The organism is Gottfriedia acidiceleris (genome assembly GCF_004138285.1).
In the GTDB taxonomy this organism is placed as follows: domain Bacteria; phylum Bacillota; class Bacilli; order Bacillales; family Bacillaceae_G; genus Gottfriedia; species Gottfriedia acidiceleris_A.
This window is the reverse complement of record NZ_SCFN01000020.1, coordinates 1-16,009: the sequence shown is the minus strand read 5'-3', so window position 1 is coordinate 16,009 and position 16,009 is coordinate 1. Positions and strand designations below refer to the sequence as shown.

Sequence of the window (16,009 nt, the reverse complement as noted above, 5' to 3'; positions counted from 1 at the left end):
CACTTTTTGTTAACATTTGTCGATAAAATTCAGCTAAATTTCGTCATTTCAACCATTTAACCAACTTGAAATTTGTAGAAAATCTCAAAAAATTAATTTATACATTTTTTATGAAATTCCTTTATTTTCCAACAATCTCTGCGCTTTTTTACCACATCTAAGTATTATATCAGATAAAAAAGGATAGTACTACATTACTTAATTTCAGTATTGTAATACTATCCCCTTTAATATTGATATCTGGTAATAAAACTATTTAATTAAAGCTAGTTTTTTTGTTTTTTCTTCGATTTCTTTCGGGTCAACATTCAGTCTCGCAACACCTGTTTCCATTGCAGCTTTTGCCACACTAGCAGCTACTTTTGGAGCCACTCGAGGATCAAATGGTGCTGGAATAATAAAATCTGGTGATAAATCAGCTTCACTTACTAAGCTTGCAATTGCATTTACTGCAGCAATTTTCATCTCTTCATTAATATGTGTAGCACGAACATCTAATGCTCCACGGAAAATTCCAGGGAATGCAAGAACGTTATTTACTTGGTTAGGATAATCACTTCGACCAGTACCAATTACTAAAGCCCCAGCTTCTTTTGCATCTTCAGGCATAATTTCTGGATCAGGATTAGCCATTGCAAAAATAATAGGATTTTCATTCATTGAACGAACCATTTCTTGAGTTACTGCTCCTTTTACAGAAACCCCAATAAATACATCTGCCCCTTCAAGTACTTCTTTAAGGCTACCTTGTATTTTATCTTTATTAGTGTATTTTGCAACTTCACTTTTTACGCTATTCATACCATTTGGACGACCTTCGTAAATCGCACCTTTTGTATCACACATAATAATTTGGCGAACACCAAAACGATACAATAATTTTAATATAGCAATACCTGCAGCTCCTGCACCATTTAGGACTACTTTAATATCAGCCATATTTTTATTCACTATTTTTAAAGCATTTACTAAACCTGCAAGTGTAACGATAGCCGTTCCATGTTGATCATCATGGAAAATTGGTATATTTGTTTCACGCTTTAAGCGTTCTTCTATTATAAAGCAGTTTGGAGCTGCAATATCCTCTAGATTTATTCCACCAAATGTAGGCTCTAACAATTTTACTGTTTGAATGATTTGCTCTACATCTTGCGTATTTAAGCAGATTGGAAATGCATCAACACCAGCAAAGCTTTTAAATAACGCAGCTTTACCTTCCATTACAGGTAATGCAGCCTCTGGTCCAATATTACCTAGTCCAAGAACGGCAGATCCATCCGAAACTACACCAACCATATTACCTTTCATTGTGTATTCATACACTCTGCTTTTTTCTTCGTAAATTTCTTTACACGGCTCGGCAACACCTGGCGAGTACGCTAAACTTAGTTCTTTAGCATTTGTAACTGGCACCTTAGAAACTGTTTCTAATTTACCTTGATGTACTCTATGCATATGTAATGCTTCTTCACTTAATAATGACAAACTTTTCACTCTCCCTAATGTTGACGAGTTGATTTTTCAACTGTATATTTCTTAGTGATTTTCTCTTTAAAAGGTAAAATTTTCTTTTTGTATGATATCACATGTTAATAATAAATAGTTTAGAGAAGAATGTCTATTTCTTTAATACAACATTTGCATTTCCTACAATATTTCTTAACATCGAAAGACAATTCACAGAAGGATTCACATAATAGTGTTCAGATAATTGAACAGCTTTTTTATCTTCCTCATAGTAAAGCACGACTTTCGCATGCCCTTTAAACTTAGAGATTGCTTGCTGTATTGTGTAGGAAATATTTTTATTAGTATGTCCCGTTATTTTAATAAATAAAGTATACTTCTTTTGATCGTTTATTTCTTCCATTTCTTCGATTGTAAGAACTTCATTTATAATTAATTGTTTTCTTTCATCCCGTTCATCAACTTTTGCTTTAACTACGACGACTTCTTTTTCTTTTAATTTATGACGGTATTTTTCAAAAGTAGTCGGAAATACGACAGCATCGATCGAAGTACTTAAATCTTCAACTTGTAAAAAAGCCATATGCTGTTGTTTTTTTGTTTTTGTAACCCTTAGATCCTTAATATAGACAAACAGTAGATGCTCTGTATCTTTCTTCATCATAATTGATGAAATAGCCCCAGCATCACTTTCATTAAACAACTTCTCGTATTGACTAATTGGATGACCTGATAAATAAGTACCTAAAGCCTGTTTTTCAAGTTCAAGCTTAATTGAAATTTTCATTGGCTCCACTTTAATAATTTCTGGTTTAGGCACAAAATCTTCATCAAGAAATAAATCAAATTGATCTTCATTTTCAGGTCTTACTATATCCACGTAATCAAAAATCATATCAATATTTGCTAATAGTGTTGCACGGTCGAGCTCAAACTCATCAAAGCATCCTGAAAAAATTAAATTTTCTATACTTTTACGGTTTAATGCTTTTGGTGATATTTTAATACACACTTCAAAAAAATCTTTATATGGCCGCTTTTGTAGAATTTCTCTTACAGTTGCCAATCCTATATTTTTAATAGCTAATAAACTATATCGAATTCCATTTCCTTCAACTACAAATGCATATTGACTTTTATTTATTGAAGGTGGATAAATTGGGATCCCTTTCAACTTTGCTTCACCAATATAGTTCGATACTTTCTCTTCACTTCCTATAAAACTGGATAAAAGTGCTGCATAAAATTCAAGAGGAAAATTTGCCTTTAAATATGCTAGTTGATACGCAATCATACTATACGCAACAGCATGACTCCTATTAAATCCATAGTTAGCAAATTGGACAATTAAATCGTATACTTCATTTGCAACTTGTTCATCATAACCTTTAGATATTGCACCTTCTACAAAATGAATTCTTTCTTCGTCTAAAACTTCCTTCTTCTTTTTACTTACAGCTCTTCGAAGTAAATCTGCTTCACTTAGAGTAAACCCTGAAAGAGTTGAAGCAATTTGCATGATTTGCTCTTGATATATAATTACCCCATATGTTGGTTTTAATATTTTTTCTAAAACTGGATGAGGATACGTAACCTTCTCCAATCCATGCTTATATTGAATAAATCTAGGGATTTGCTCCATTGGACCCGGACGATATAACGCGTTTACAGCCACTATATCTTCAAACTGATTTGGCTGTAATTGCTGTAGTACTCTTCTCATCCCTGATGATTCTAGCTGAAATACACCTGAAGTATCTCCTTTACTAAGAATTTCAAATGTTTTTAGATCTTGTAACGGAATTTCTTCCAACTTTATTACTTCGCCTTTTGCTTCATAAATTAATCGACAGACCTCTTCCAATAAACTTAAGTTACGTAGGCCAAGGAAGTCCATCTTTACTAATCCAAGCTCTTCAAGTATTTCTGCAGGATATTGTGTTAAAAACACTCCATGATTTCCCTCTTGTAACGGGACAACATTTGTTAACGGAAGTTCAGATATAATAACACCTGCTGCATGGATGCTTGTATGACGTGGTAATCCTTCAACTTGGCAAGCTACCTCAAATATTCTTTTATGAATACCAGAATGTTCAACATGACTTTTAAATGGTTTTGATTGATCATAGACATCTTTTAATGAAATTCCTAGTGAAGATGGAATTAGCTTCGAATACCGATCTATTTCAGTTGGTGTAAGCCCCATTACCCTGGCAATATCTCGAATGGCTGCTTTTGCTCCTAATGTTCCGAATGTAATAATTTGTGCAACATGCACATCACCATATTTTGAAGCGACATAATCAATCATTTCATCTCGTCGATGATCTGGAAAGTCAATATCAATATCTGGCATTGTAATTCTTTCTTCATTTAAAAATCGTTCAAATAGTAAATTATAATGTATTGGGTCTACATTCGTAATTTTTAATACGTAAGCCACTAAAGATCCCGCGGCGGAACCTCGTCCTGGTCCAACAAATATTCCTTGTTCATGTGCATATTTAATAAAGTCCCAAACAATGAGGAAGTAATCATTAAATCCCATCTTATTGATTGTATTTAACTCAAATTCCAATCTTTGTTTAAGTTCATCATTTATTTCCCCGTACCGCTCGTTCATGCCATTTTCGCAAACCATTTTTAAATATTCCAATGTTGAATATTCATCAGGTACTGGATACTTAGGCAATAACGGCTGATGAAAAGGAATCGTTACATTACATATATCTGAAATATGTATCGTGTTTTGAAATGCTTCTTCTTCATCAGAAAACAGCTTCAATAATTCAGCTTTTGATTTATAATAATATTCGTTCGAATGTAATCTTGGTCTTGATTCGTCCGATAACTTAGTACCACTTTTAACTGAAAATAATGCATCTTGAATAAGAGCATCCTCTTTTTCAATATATCGAACGTCATTTGTAACAACTAAACTGATGTTTGTTTCTTTTTGTACTTGTTTAATTAATGGATATAGCGAACGATCTTCAGGTAAACCGTGATCTTGAATACTGACAAAAAAGTGTTCGAAAATTGATTGATACTCTTTTAAATGAACAATAGCTCTTTCGATTTCTCCATTCAATAGTAAGTTTTCAATTTCTCCCTCGATTCCTGGTGTAATTGCAAGCAAGCCGTTACTATAAGCAGATAACCACTTTTTAGGAATTCCTTCTGGTGATTTTGTCCCTATAATACTTGTAAGTTTTAAAAGGTTTTGATAACCAGTCAAATCTTTCGCTAGTAAAATCATCGGAGAAGACTGCTGTTCATCCATTAAAATTGAGAGTTTCACCCCAATTATTGGCTTAATCCCTGCTTTTTTACACGCATGATAAAAAGGAATTACCCCGTACATGACATTTTCATCTGCAATAGCAAGCGCAGGATGTCCTTCTCTAACAGCAGCATTGATTAATTCATCTATTTTACATGCGCTTTGCAATAAACTATAAGAACTTTGAACTTGCAAATGAACAAAACTCATCTACATTCCTCCTTACCATCTTTTCAATATAATCTATTCTATCACAAAATACGAACTTACATTCTATTTTCGTTCGTGAAAATTAAAACAAATCATTTATTTTCAACTTACTTTAATACTCATCATACACATAACACTTTGTCCATATATATTAATTGAGGGAGTGAGGACAATTGGAGCTTAAGTTGCCATTTATACCAGCATTAATTTCAATGTATTTTATTTCACTAGGAATCATAATAGGTGGTTCGATAATTGGTTCAATCGGTTACTACGTCATTGGACAGCCACCACTCAGCAGCATGTATGATTTATCAATGAAGTTACGAATTTGGGCAATTGTTGGGGCGATTGGCGGAACATTTGATACTTTTTATAGTTTTGAAAAAGGTTTATTTGAAGGAGAAACAATCGAATTCATTAAGCAAATTTTCATGATTATAGCCGCCATGGGAGGAACACATACAGGTACAATCATTATTCAATGGTTTACAGGAGAACATGTTTAATGAAAGCTCCTCCAGAACAACTCTCCCACGCTTGGGCAAAATTTTTTGTAGGCATTTTTTTCGGGTTTATCATTAGTTGGCTTGTCTTTATTTATTTTTATGGTGTAACAGAAGAAGAGCAAGTAAAACAAATATCTGAATTAAAAATGCTCAATAAAGCATATTTAAGAGATAAAAATATATTTTTTGAAAATATGGAGCGAATGAACAAGGAAAAGAAACGAAATTTAACAGTTCAAGAAATCAAAGTGACAATATTAAATTACAAGCAATACAATTTAAATGAATTTACTAATCATCAACTTGTTAATGATGTAAAGGATGACCTTAGTAATTTACTTACTCAAGATATAAAAAGCGTTTCCCAAAATCGGGAATTATTAAGACGTGCAATCGAAAACAAAGTATATATTAAAGATGATCGGCGATTTAAACTTGAAATAGATACAATCTACTTTGATACCATATTAGAAATTACATTAAAAATAAAAAGCACAAAATAAATGAGAGGCTAGAATTTATGATTAGCCTCTCAAATTTATTTTTAAGCTTTATTTTTCTTCCCTACAAACCTTTTTTAATTCTTCCACTACTTTTTCTGCTTCTTCCCATGAGAAGACTTTCGCTCCAGATGCAAGCGGATGCCCACCACCGTTAAACATAGCGGCTACTCCATTTATAACTGGTCCTTTTGAACGAAGACGAACTCGAATTAAATCATCTTCTTCTAAAAAGATAACCCAAGCTTTTACCCCTTTTATATGTCCAAGTGAACTTACAGCCAATGAAGCTTGTTCAGAGTTTACATTGTATTCATCCATTAGAGCCTTTGTCATGTTTATATGACCGACTCCCTCGTCTGTTAGTTTAAAATTTTGAAGAACATATCCATTTAAATGAGCCATCTCAATTGATGTTTCGTACATATTGTCATATATTTCATTAATAGAGAACTTCTTTTTTATCAAATTACTAGCTGCATGAAAAGTTCTTTCTGTTGTACTTGGAAATAGGAATCTTCCTGTATCTCCAATAATCCCCGCATAAATTAGCCTCGCAGCTTCGTCAGTAACGACTAATTGTTCATTACTACTCTCTGCTAGTTCAAAAATTAACTCACTTGTTGAACTGGCAGTAGTATCAACATGCATAATGTCACCGTATGGATCTACGTTCGGATGATGGTCAATTTTAATCAGTTTCTTTCCAGTTGAATACCTAGCGTCATCTACTCGTTCAGTATTGGCAGTGTCACAAACAATGACAAGTGCATCATTATATACTTCATCTTCAATTTCATCCATTTTATATAAATACTCTAGAGATTGTGGCAAATGTCCTACTACATATACTTTTTTTGCAGGATAACTTGCTTTAATCATCTCTGCTAAACCGCACTGTGAACCAATTGCATCTGGATCTGGGCGAACATGACGATGAATGATTATCGTATCAAATGAATGTATATCTTTTAAAATTTGTTCCTTCAACATAAAACTCTCCTTTATATGAAAACTTTTGAAATATAGTTTCTATGACTGTAAAATAGAATTATGTATTAGTCATTGAAAGGTGGAAGCTAAGTGAATAGCATTGCAACAATCGTAATTATATCTTTTCTATTCTTCTTATTTTACGTTACCAAATTTTTCTTTACAAGCGAACTATTAACAAAAAAAATTGCAGGATCACGTGCAAGATTAACTTTTGGATTATTCTTATTGCTTTACGGTATAAATCAAATTGTTATAGATCTTGAATTAATAAGAATTTGTGTTGGGATTGTGTTCATCCTATTTGGTGTGGCAAATCTATATCGTGGATACTTACAGAATAAGCATTATAAAGCAATTGAAAATAAACAAACTGTTTAATCTTATAGTAATCTAGAAAGTGAGAAAACTTACATGATGACAGAAGATCTATTTTCATCAAAATTTGATGAACTAGTAGAATTATCACATTCTAGTATTAAACTTCAAAAACTACTTACTTTTGCAGAAGAATTAGAGAATCAAGAGGAATGGGGATATCTATATTACGTTAATATGGAATTAGCAGAAACTGCTTTTTCTATTGGTGAAATAGACTTATTTATCGATACCTTTTTGTGGTGTGTAGATTTATATGATCAAAACGAAGAACGTATCGAGCAAGAGCAGATCCTATGGCTGTACAAGTGGTTGTTAGAAATAATACCTCAGTCCCTCAGATTCTCTTTAGAAGAAATTCACCATTATTTCGAGGATTTTAAGAATCGTTTAGTGATTGCTAACTATTCTTTAAGACCTTATTTTCAAGCTCTTTTTATAATGAACTTATATTTAGATCAAATTGATTACGCAAAACAAAACTATCAACTATTTAAAAAATCTCCAAGGGATCATTTAAGTAATTGTGAAAAATGTGAAATGTATGGTGAAATGATTTATTTACTAAAAACTGATCACCTCCAAGAAGCCTTAAATTTGCAAAATAAAATCATGAATAGCTCAATTGATTGTGACGAAGCGATTCACAAATCTTATTCAAAATTACTTCTTCCTTTATTAGAAGAAAGCAAAATAGATGAAGCATTCATCATTCAACAAAAAGCTTATTTTGTAACATATAATCGCACAAAATACATTCCTGAACTAAGTGAGCAAATGATTTTTTTAACTTTTTGTGATCCTGACAGAGCAATTGAATTGTTCTATAAACATGTTGATTTATGTGACAATCTTTCGAATCTATCATATAAATTCGAGTTTTGGCTAGCAGCATTATTTATGGCGAAAAAATTGAAAATAAATGAAGATGAATTTATTTATGACTTAGAGAAATTAGAGAAAATTGTATATGACTTAGCAAAAGATTTTGATACTAGAAACGAAAATAATGAATTTGTTAATCGAGTTAATAAACTACTTTCGAATTAAAAATACGGGATGATCTTTTCATAAACTTCAAAGGCGGGAATCGTTTCCTGCTTTTTTTTACGTAACTAAAAAAAATAATGGAAGCCAAAATACGGCTTCCATATCTCATCGATCTAATAACTGCATCATCATTAATGCTTTCCCTACTAATATCCCTTGCTGAAATACTTCAACATCAACTTTTCCAAACTTACGACCTAATTCTAAAACTTTTGGTTTAATTTCAATTACATCATCAATTTGAACTGGCTGTACGAAGTAAATTGTAATATTTTCTACGATTAAGTCCCCTTTTTTCATGTCACGAACTGCTCGTTTACCTGCCTCGGTTACAATCGTCGTAAATACGCCATGTGAAAGAGTACCAATTACATTCGTCATTTGCGGAGTTACATTACATCTAATTGTAAAGTCATCATTTTTTTGATCTTTATTATTATGAAATTGACTCGTAACTATGTCATCTATTGTTTCTCCCACTTGAGGTTGACGTTGCAATTGCTGTAGTGCTTCAAGTACATCTTGACGACTTATAATACCGATTAAGTTATTCGATGTATTTACAACTGGTAGCAACTCTATGCCTTCCCAAACCATCATTCTAGCAGCTGCCGCAACCGACATCTTTTCATTTACACTTATTGGTTGTCTAGTCATAACTTTATCAATTCTTTGAGTACGTTGTTCATGTATGATATCCTTTGAAGTTACAATTCCTATTAGCTTACCTCGATCATCTGTTACTGGATATCTTCCATGACCTGTGTCTCTATTATGTTCATACCACTTTTCAACTTCATCAAATGGAGATAGTGTAGCTGTTTTTTCAGTTGGAATGAGAATATCCTCAACTAGTACTATATCTTTCTTAATTAACTGATCATAAATTGCTCTATTAATTAACGTCGCAACAGTAAACGTATCATAACTAGAAGAAATAATCGGCATTTTCATTTCATCCGCAAGACGTTTTACACTTTCATCTGTATCAAATCCACCTGTTACTAAAACCGCTGACCCTTCTTTTAATGCTAATTCATGTGCTTTCACTCGGTTTCCGACGATTAATAAATTATTTGCACTAATATATCTCATCATCGCATCAAGCTGCATTGCACCAATAACAAACTTATTAAGTGTTTTATGTAATCCTTCTTTACCACCTAAAACTTGTCCATCAACAATATTAACAACTTCGGCAAAAGTTAATTTTTCAATATTTTCTTTTCTTTTCGTTTCAATTCGAATCGTACCTACACGTTCAATGGTACTAACAAATCCTTTGTTTTCTGCATCTTTAATTGCTCTATATGCAGTACCTTCACTTACACTTAAATCTTTTGCAATTTGTCTTACTGATATTTTGTGACCGACCGGTAGTTGTTCAATATGTTCTAGTATTTGATCGTGCTTTGTAGTCAATTACCTCACCAAGCTTTCAATGGTTGTATTAATATTTTTATTAACTATTATATAACAATTCATACCATGAAAAAAAGCACGTTTCTACGTGCTTCTAATACTGTACTATTATTTTCTTCGATAGCCTATACTACAATAAAGAAATTGTTGTATTTGGCTCATGGATGAAACCATTTTTCTTTGGTAATTTTGCAAGGAACTCATTTGGGTCTACTTGGATTGGTGGAAATGTATTATAATGCATCGGAATAACTTGCTGTGCATTAATCCATTCAGAAGCAATTACTGCATCGTCGATTCCCATTGTAAAATGATTACCAATTGGTAAATATGCTATATCGATATTTTCATACTCACCTAATGTTTTCATACCTCTGTATAATGCAGTATCACCAGCATGATAAATTGTTTTATCAGCTATTTTTAATAAAACGCCTGATGGTGGTCCTACATTAATTATTTGTTTATTTTCTTCATCAACAATACTTGAACCATGGATTGCTTCTACTAATTTTAAATTACCAAATGAAAACTCTTTTTCTCCCCCGATATGCATAGGGACAACTTTGACACCTTGCCACGAGATCCAAGTTGCTAATTCCACAGGAGCAATAACAGTTGCATCATTTCGTTTTGCTAGTTCAACTGTGTCACCTAAATGATCGCCATGACCATGTGTTACATAAATATAATTCACTTTAATATTTTCTACTTTCACATTTGTATGTGGATTGCCGTTAATAAATGGGTCAATAATAATTGAATCTTGACCGTGTTCTACTAAAATAACACTGTGCCCAAAATATGTAATTTTCAAATGAAGTCGCTCCTTTATTATTAAATTGGTCTCTACCACATTTTAACAGATTATTTTCTATTACAAAAATAAGAAATAAGTTAACTATTTTACGAAATTCGATAAAAAATGATAAAATAAGAGTGTTATAAACTGTAAAGACTTTTTTGTTAATTGCAGTAATTTGTTTTTTAAGAAAGGATGTTACAAATGGAACACCGTATACAAAATCTATCAACTTGGTTAAAAGAGCAAGATATTCAACTAGGATTTATTACATCTACTGAGAACGTATTTTATTTAACTAATTTCCATTGTAATCCACATGAGCGTCTTTTAGCTTGTCTTGTATTTCCAAATGATGAGCCAATTCTTGTATGTCCACAAATGGAAGTTGGACATGTACAAAATGCCGGCTGGAAATATGACGTAATAGGCTTTAATGATAGTCAAGATCCTTGGGCAATGATACAAGAATCATTAGCAAAACGTAATATTACAGTAAATCGTATGGCGATCGAAAAAGAACATCTTCTTGTTGGCCGCTATGAAAGATTAGTACAACTTTTCCCTGGTGTACAATTCCTTGCAGCTGAGGAAAAATTACATGACTTACGTTTAATTAAAGATAGTGAAGAAATTCGTCGTATGCAAGTTGCTGCTGAAGCGGCTGACATGGCTTGCCAAATTATTGTTGATCGTATTGCTGAAGGCAAAACAGAAATGGATTTAATTGCTGAAATGGAATACGAAATGAAGAAAAAAGGTATTTCTAAAACTTCATTTAGTACTTTAATTTTAACTGGTGCAAACTCGGCGTTACCACATGGAAATCCAGGTACAAACCCAATTAAAAAAGGTGATTTTGTACTTATGGACTTAGGATTTATCGTTGATGGGTATTGCTCAGATATTACTCGTACAGTAATGTTTGGTCAACCAAATGAGCAACAACGAGAAATTTATGAAACCGTTTTAAAAGGTCAACTTGCTGCAATCGAAGTGAGTAAACCAGGCGAAGTATTGGGAAATGTTGATCGTGCTGCTCGTCAAATCATCACAGACGCTGGATATGGCGAATATTTCGTTCACCGTATTGGTCACGGTTTAGGTATTGGTATCCACGATTACCCATCAGTAAATGATTCAAATACTGGTATTATTAAAACGGGTATGTCATATACAATTGAACCAGGAATCTATGTACCAAATGTTGGTGGAGTTCGTATTGAAGATGATATCGTTATTACAGAAACTGGTGCAATGACATTAACGAAGTTCCCTAAAGAATTAATCATCCTATAATATGAATCAAGACGAATTAATAAATATTCGACAAGTACTTCCCTCAGATATCCCAATTATGCATAAATGGGAATGTGATGATGAGATTGGTAAACTTGTAGGAATAGAAAAACCACGTTCTTTAGATGAAATGGTACAAGGCTATGAAAAATATTTTGATGGACTTAAACCTAATCTCCATTTGTTCACAATCGAATACAATGGTATTTGTATTGGAAGAATTGAATTAGGAAATCTTGATCAAGAGAATAATCATGCCGCTTTTGGAATCGTAATTGGAGATCACTCAATGCAAAATAAAGGAATTGGTTCATTTGCATTAAACTATCTACTTAATTATGCTTTTAATGAATTAAAACTCATAAAAATATATGGTGAAGTATACGAATTTAATATTGCTTCACAAAATTTCCTTACAAAACTAGGCTTTCATTTAGATGGTATATTGCGCAAACATGAGTTTTTTAAAGGCGCTCATCGTGATATGTATCAATATAGCATTTTGAAAGATGAATATAATTTTTAGTGAGGTTTAAATACCAAATAAAAACCCCTTTCTTCAATTAGATGGAGAAGGGGGTTTTTATTTATACCTTTTGAAGGATCGTATGTTGTAATGGAACACCACCCATTGATACATTTCGTTCATTAGATGATATTGTTTACCATTTATTATAAAAAGTCTATTTCCTCTGTAATCAACTGTTTTACCTTGGCTTTCTAATTCAGCCTTCACAGCCTTCGCATATTCATTTAGATTTAAATAACGCTCATCTAAATCTAATGTAATATTTTGATTACGATAACCCATTAGCCAGTTAAACCCCAAAATACCTGTAATCAGAAAAATAAGTATAAAAATAAATTCCAATATCCCCACTCCTTTTTACATAAAATGGAAATTATAATATAATTTTACTATAAATCAAAGTGAATGTTATTAGAATTGAGAATAAAATAAAATCCCTTTACCGATTTCGATAAAGGGATTTTACTTTTTATTAGTTTGTAGAAACAGATGTACCTTGTAATAAAGTAGTTGCTTCTTTGTATTCTAAGCCGTGAGCTTCCGCTACTGCTTCGTATGTTACATATCCATCAAGTGTGTTAATACCTTTGAATAATGCAGAGTTATCTAAGCAAGCTTTTTGATAACCTTTGTTAGCAATTTGAACTGCATAAGGTACTGTAACATTTGTTAATGCCATAGTAGAAGTACGAGGTACTGCACCAGGCATGTTTGCTACAGCGTAGTGTACTACTCCATGCTTCTCATATGTTGGGAAATCATGAGTTGTAATACGATCTGTTGTTTCGAAAATACCACCTTGGTCAATTGCAATATCAACTACAACTGAACCTGGTTCCATTGATTCGATCATTTCTGTTGTTACAAGTTTTGGCGCTTTTGCACCTGGAATTAATACTGCACCGATTACAAGATCAGATTCTTTAACCGCTTCAGCAATATTGTAAGGGTTTGACATTAAAGTCGTAATTTGATGACCGAAAATATCATCTAATTGACGTAAACGATCTGGATTTAAGTCAATCATCGTTACATGAGCACCAAGACCAACAGCTACTTTAGCAGCATTTGTTCCTGCTACACCTCCACCAATGATTGTAACTTTTCCACGACGTACTCCTGGTACTCCACCTAATAAAATACCTTTTCCGCCTTTATTTTTCTCAAGGAATTGAGCACCGATTTGAGCTGACATACGTCCTGCTACTTCACTCATTGGAGTTAATAACGGTAATGTATTACCAACTTGTACAGTTTCGTAAGCAATTCCTATTACTTTATTATCAATTAAAGCCTTAGTTAATTCAGGCTCTGGAGCTAAATGTAAGTATGTGAATAAAATTAATCCTTCACGGAAATATCCATATTCGCTTGGAATTGGTTCTTTAACTTTCATAACCATTTCATTATTCCAAGCCTCTTCAGCTGTTTCAACAATTGTTGCGCCAGCATTTACGTATTCTTCATTAGTAAATCCTGAACCAAGTCCAGCATTTGTTTCAATGTAAACTGAATGTCCATGTCCAACTAAGTTCATTACTCCAGCTGGTGTCATTGCTACACGATTTTCGTTGTTTTTTATTTCTTTTGGTACCCCAATACGCATGTTATTTCCCCCTGAAATATATTTAATTCGTGCCTCTTAGGATGAGCTCTATTTATTAAAAAATAATACATTTTTATATTAACACAAAACATATAGTGCAGAAAATGAAAACGCTTAATTTCGTTTAATAAATATTAATTCAGAATCTTTTTTACTATAAATTATGCTTTAAAAATGGAATTGTCCCATGAATTCTCATGATAATGAAATATGTCTGTATTTATTAATGACATCCAAGCCACCAGTGACTTCAAATATATCACCTGTTATGAAGTCAGACTCTTCCTTACACAAAAATTGCACCATCCTTGCTATATCTTCTCCAGTACCAGATCTTCCAACTGGTGCAAGACCTTTTCCATCCTTACTTGCTTCAGTTTGATTTGCTTCTTTCATATCACCAAAAATATCTCCTGGACAAATCATATTAGAGGTTATACCGTTTTCAGCTTCCTCATAGGCTATTGTTTTAGTTAATGAAACTAGACCTACTTTAGCTGCACTGAATGCAGAACGATAAATCCATCCCGAAGCTGCATTGGCACCTTGAAATCCATAATTTATTATACGTCCATATTTCTGCTTTCTCATAATTGGAATAATTTGCTTTAAAAGATAAAATACGCTGTGCAAATTTCCATACAACAAGTATTCCCACTCTTCATCAGTGTAGTCAGCCAGTTTTTTACGGTTAAATAAATACGGACCAGCATTATTAATAAGACAATCAACCCTACCGAATTTCTCCATCGTTTTTGAGACAATCTCATTAATAAATTGTTTATCGCAAATATCACCTTTTACAAAAAGAACACGGTCCAAATAATCCTTCCATTCTTCTTTTCGCTCTTTGACAGCTTGTTCATCAGAAAAGTACGTAACAGTTACTGAATAACCTTCATTTAAAAATGATTCAGTTACTTTCTTCCCTAACCCCTTCGATCCTGCCGTAATGACAGCATGCCTCATAAAACTCTTCCTTTCAAGTCTAAATAATTATATATATTTGTGAAAATCATCTAGATAAATCAATCAATTGTATGTATTTATAAACTCTATTTTCATTAACTTTTTTAATAGGTTATTTAAGCATATAGCCAAGCCTTTAAAAATTATGTCATTATCTTATACATATATCTTTAATTTAGTAAGATTATTTTATTAAAAGATAACTATGTTTTCTATTATTATGAATTATTTTCCTTTTATTTTAATAATTTTTATTTTTAGATTTTAGGCTATTTACAAACAATTTTTATTTCAGAAATCTAGAAATTTAAAAATCAATATGTTTCACATATTTTTTCAATGTATAATATAGTCATGAGGGGGAGTAAAAAAATGTTACAAGATTATTTTTCATACGATGAACGATTAGGTATTTTTCTACCTAGCCTAAAGCTGGATTGGGAAGATTACTCTCGCGATCAACAACTAATGATTATTACTGAATGGGAATATATTCGTGGTGAAATACCTGATCAAATTAAGCGTTTAGAGTTTTCGATTAATCATAAACAAGAACAATTAAATCATGAATCAGATTTTGCTTTGAGCTGTAAATTAAATTCTGAAATTGCAGAATTAGCATCAATTATTAACGATCTTTGGATCTGGTTTAGAAGTAACCAACAAATGTCCAATGATACAAAAATACATGCTTAAAAAGCTAACAATAAATTTGTTAGCTTTTTCATGCTGTTCAAAAAAGAATTTGTCAATTAAATTGTTGGATTGTTCATTGATAAGTAAGTTGTGTCATATTGATTTCCACTACAGGGTGCTCGCTTTCCATGGGGCGAGACCTGAGCCTCCTCGGCGCCGCCTGTGGGGTCTCAGCCTTCCCGCTTCTCCCATAGGAGTCGAGCACCCTTTCGTTCCAATCAAGTTTCTTTATAAAAAAATAATAATCTTAAAAACAATAGACTAGTCAATTGAAATAATGAATTATCCTTTAC

The 16,009-nt window shown here is 32.5% G+C and carries 15 protein-coding genes; 7 read left to right on the top strand and 8 right to left on the bottom strand.

The genetic code is table 11. The features are described from left to right. Positions 1-252: 252 nt before the first annotated feature. Both EP747_RS19900 and dnaE read right to left on the bottom strand, forming a co-directional pair. Complete coding sequence (locus tag EP747_RS19900) at positions 253-1,485, bottom strand: NAD(P)-dependent malic enzyme (RefSeq protein WP_129691815.1); 1,233 nt, start codon at positions 1,483-1,485, stop codon at positions 253-255. A gap of 133 nt (positions 1,486-1,618) precedes the next feature. Continuing rightward, positions 1,619-4,963: a DNA polymerase III subunit alpha gene (dnaE, locus tag EP747_RS19895; RefSeq protein ID WP_129691814.1), complete on the bottom strand. Its 3,345-nt coding sequence runs from the start codon at positions 4,961-4,963 to the stop codon at positions 1,619-1,621. Between the two features lie 212 nt (positions 4,964-5,175). Here dnaE and EP747_RS19890 point away from each other — a divergent pair, with 212 nt between their 5' ends. Beyond that, positions 5,176-5,472: a YtrH family sporulation protein gene (locus tag EP747_RS19890; protein WP_091023738.1), complete on the top strand. Its 297-nt coding sequence runs from the start codon at positions 5,176-5,178 to the stop codon at positions 5,470-5,472. Next, on the top strand, positions 5,472-5,975 hold the full coding sequence (gene ytrI / locus EP747_RS19885; protein WP_129691813.1) for a sporulation membrane protein YtrI: 504 nt from the start codon (positions 5,472-5,474) through the stop codon (positions 5,973-5,975). The genes EP747_RS19890 and ytrI overlap by 1 nt, the downstream gene beginning before the upstream one ends. 48 nt (positions 5,976-6,023) lie before the next feature. Here ytrI and EP747_RS19880 read toward each other — a convergent pair whose 3' ends face one another. Continuing rightward, a complete protein-coding gene (locus tag EP747_RS19880; RefSeq protein ID WP_129691844.1) occupies positions 6,024-6,962 on the bottom strand; it encodes a DHH family phosphoesterase in 939 nt (312 codons plus the stop codon). A 93-nt stretch (positions 6,963-7,055) separates the two neighbouring features. Here EP747_RS19880 and EP747_RS19875 point away from each other — a divergent pair, with 93 nt between their 5' ends. Further along, complete coding sequence (locus tag EP747_RS19875; protein ID WP_129691812.1) at positions 7,056-7,346, top strand: YtpI family protein; 291 nt, start codon at positions 7,056-7,058, stop codon at positions 7,344-7,346. A gap of 33 nt (positions 7,347-7,379) precedes the next feature. Continuing rightward, entirely contained in the window at positions 7,380-8,393 is a 1,014-nt protein-coding gene (locus tag EP747_RS19870) for a hypothetical protein (protein ID WP_129691811.1), read from the top strand. A gap of 105 nt (positions 8,394-8,498) precedes the next feature. Here EP747_RS19870 and EP747_RS19865 read toward each other — a convergent pair whose 3' ends face one another. Together EP747_RS19865 and EP747_RS19860 are read right to left on the bottom strand one after the other, a co-directional pair. Continuing rightward, entirely contained in the window at positions 8,499-9,815 is a 1,317-nt protein-coding gene (locus tag EP747_RS19865; RefSeq protein WP_129691810.1) for a DRTGG domain-containing protein, read from the bottom strand. Positions 9,816-9,945: 130 nt separating this feature from the next. Beyond that, a complete protein-coding gene (locus EP747_RS19860) occupies positions 9,946-10,632 on the bottom strand; it encodes a metal-dependent hydrolase (protein WP_129691809.1) in 687 nt (228 codons plus the stop codon). A gap of 189 nt (positions 10,633-10,821) precedes the next feature. Between EP747_RS19860 and EP747_RS19855 the strand changes: the two genes are divergently transcribed. After that, positions 10,822-11,916 (top strand): M24 family metallopeptidase, encoded by a 1,095-nt coding sequence (locus EP747_RS19855; RefSeq protein WP_098426562.1) that lies wholly within the window; start codon positions 10,822-10,824, stop codon positions 11,914-11,916. 1 nt (position 11,917) lies between these two features. Further along, positions 11,918-12,442, top strand: a complete 525-nt coding sequence (locus EP747_RS19850) for a GNAT family N-acetyltransferase (RefSeq protein WP_129691808.1) — start codon at positions 11,918-11,920, stop codon at positions 12,440-12,442. Positions 12,443-12,499: 57 nt separating this feature from the next. Here the strand turns inward: EP747_RS19850 and EP747_RS19845 are convergent, their stop codons facing one another. The 3 genes from EP747_RS19845 to EP747_RS19835 all read right to left on the bottom strand — a co-directional run bounded on the left by EP747_RS19845 (position 12,500) and on the right by EP747_RS19835 (position 15,020). Further along, entirely contained in the window at positions 12,500-12,727 is a 228-nt protein-coding gene (locus EP747_RS19845) for a hypothetical protein (RefSeq protein ID WP_235832951.1), read from the bottom strand. 190 nt (positions 12,728-12,917) lie between these two features. After that, positions 12,918-14,051: an alanine dehydrogenase gene (gene ald / locus EP747_RS19840; RefSeq protein WP_129691807.1), complete on the bottom strand. Its 1,134-nt coding sequence runs from the start codon at positions 14,049-14,051 to the stop codon at positions 12,918-12,920. A 195-nt stretch (positions 14,052-14,246) separates the two neighbouring features. After that, positions 14,247-15,020 carry an SDR family oxidoreductase gene (locus EP747_RS19835; RefSeq protein WP_129691806.1) on the bottom strand — a complete coding sequence of 258 codons (774 nt, stop codon included), beginning with the start codon at positions 15,018-15,020 and terminating at the stop codon, positions 14,247-14,249. A 372-nt stretch (positions 15,021-15,392) separates the two neighbouring features. Between EP747_RS19835 and EP747_RS19830 the strand changes: the two genes are divergently transcribed. Continuing rightward, on the top strand, positions 15,393-15,716 hold the full coding sequence (locus EP747_RS19830; protein ID WP_129691805.1) for a hypothetical protein: 324 nt from the start codon (positions 15,393-15,395) through the stop codon (positions 15,714-15,716). Positions 15,717-16,009 lie beyond the last annotated feature (293 nt).

Coding starts and splice junctions, on each gene's coding strand:
- dnaE (WP_129691814.1), bottom strand. CDS start 4,963: ATGAGTTTTGTTCATTTGCAAGTTCAAAGTTCTTATAGTTTATTGCAA.
- EP747_RS19890 (WP_091023738.1), top strand. CDS start 5,176: ATGTATTTTATTTCACTAGGAATCATAATAGGTGGTTCGATAATTGGT.
- ytrI (WP_129691813.1), top strand. CDS start 5,472: ATGAAAGCTCCTCCAGAACAACTCTCCCACGCTTGGGCAAAATTTTTT.
- EP747_RS19870 (WP_129691811.1), top strand. CDS start 7,380: ATGATGACAGAAGATCTATTTTCATCAAAATTTGATGAACTAGTAGAA.
- EP747_RS19855 (WP_098426562.1), top strand. CDS start 10,822: ATGGAACACCGTATACAAAATCTATCAACTTGGTTAAAAGAGCAAGAT.
- EP747_RS19850 (WP_129691808.1), top strand. CDS start 11,918: ATGAATCAAGACGAATTAATAAATATTCGACAAGTACTTCCCTCAGAT.
- EP747_RS19845 (WP_235832951.1), bottom strand. CDS start 12,727: ATGGGTTATCGTAATCAAAATATTACATTAGATTTAGATGAGCGTTAT.
- ald (WP_129691807.1), bottom strand. CDS start 14,051: ATGCGTATTGGGGTACCAAAAGAAATAAAAAACAACGAAAATCGTGTA.
- EP747_RS19835 (WP_129691806.1), bottom strand. CDS start 15,020: ATGAGGCATGCTGTCATTACGGCAGGATCGAAGGGGTTAGGGAAGAAA.
- EP747_RS19830 (WP_129691805.1), top strand. CDS start 15,393: ATGTTACAAGATTATTTTTCATACGATGAACGATTAGGTATTTTTCTA.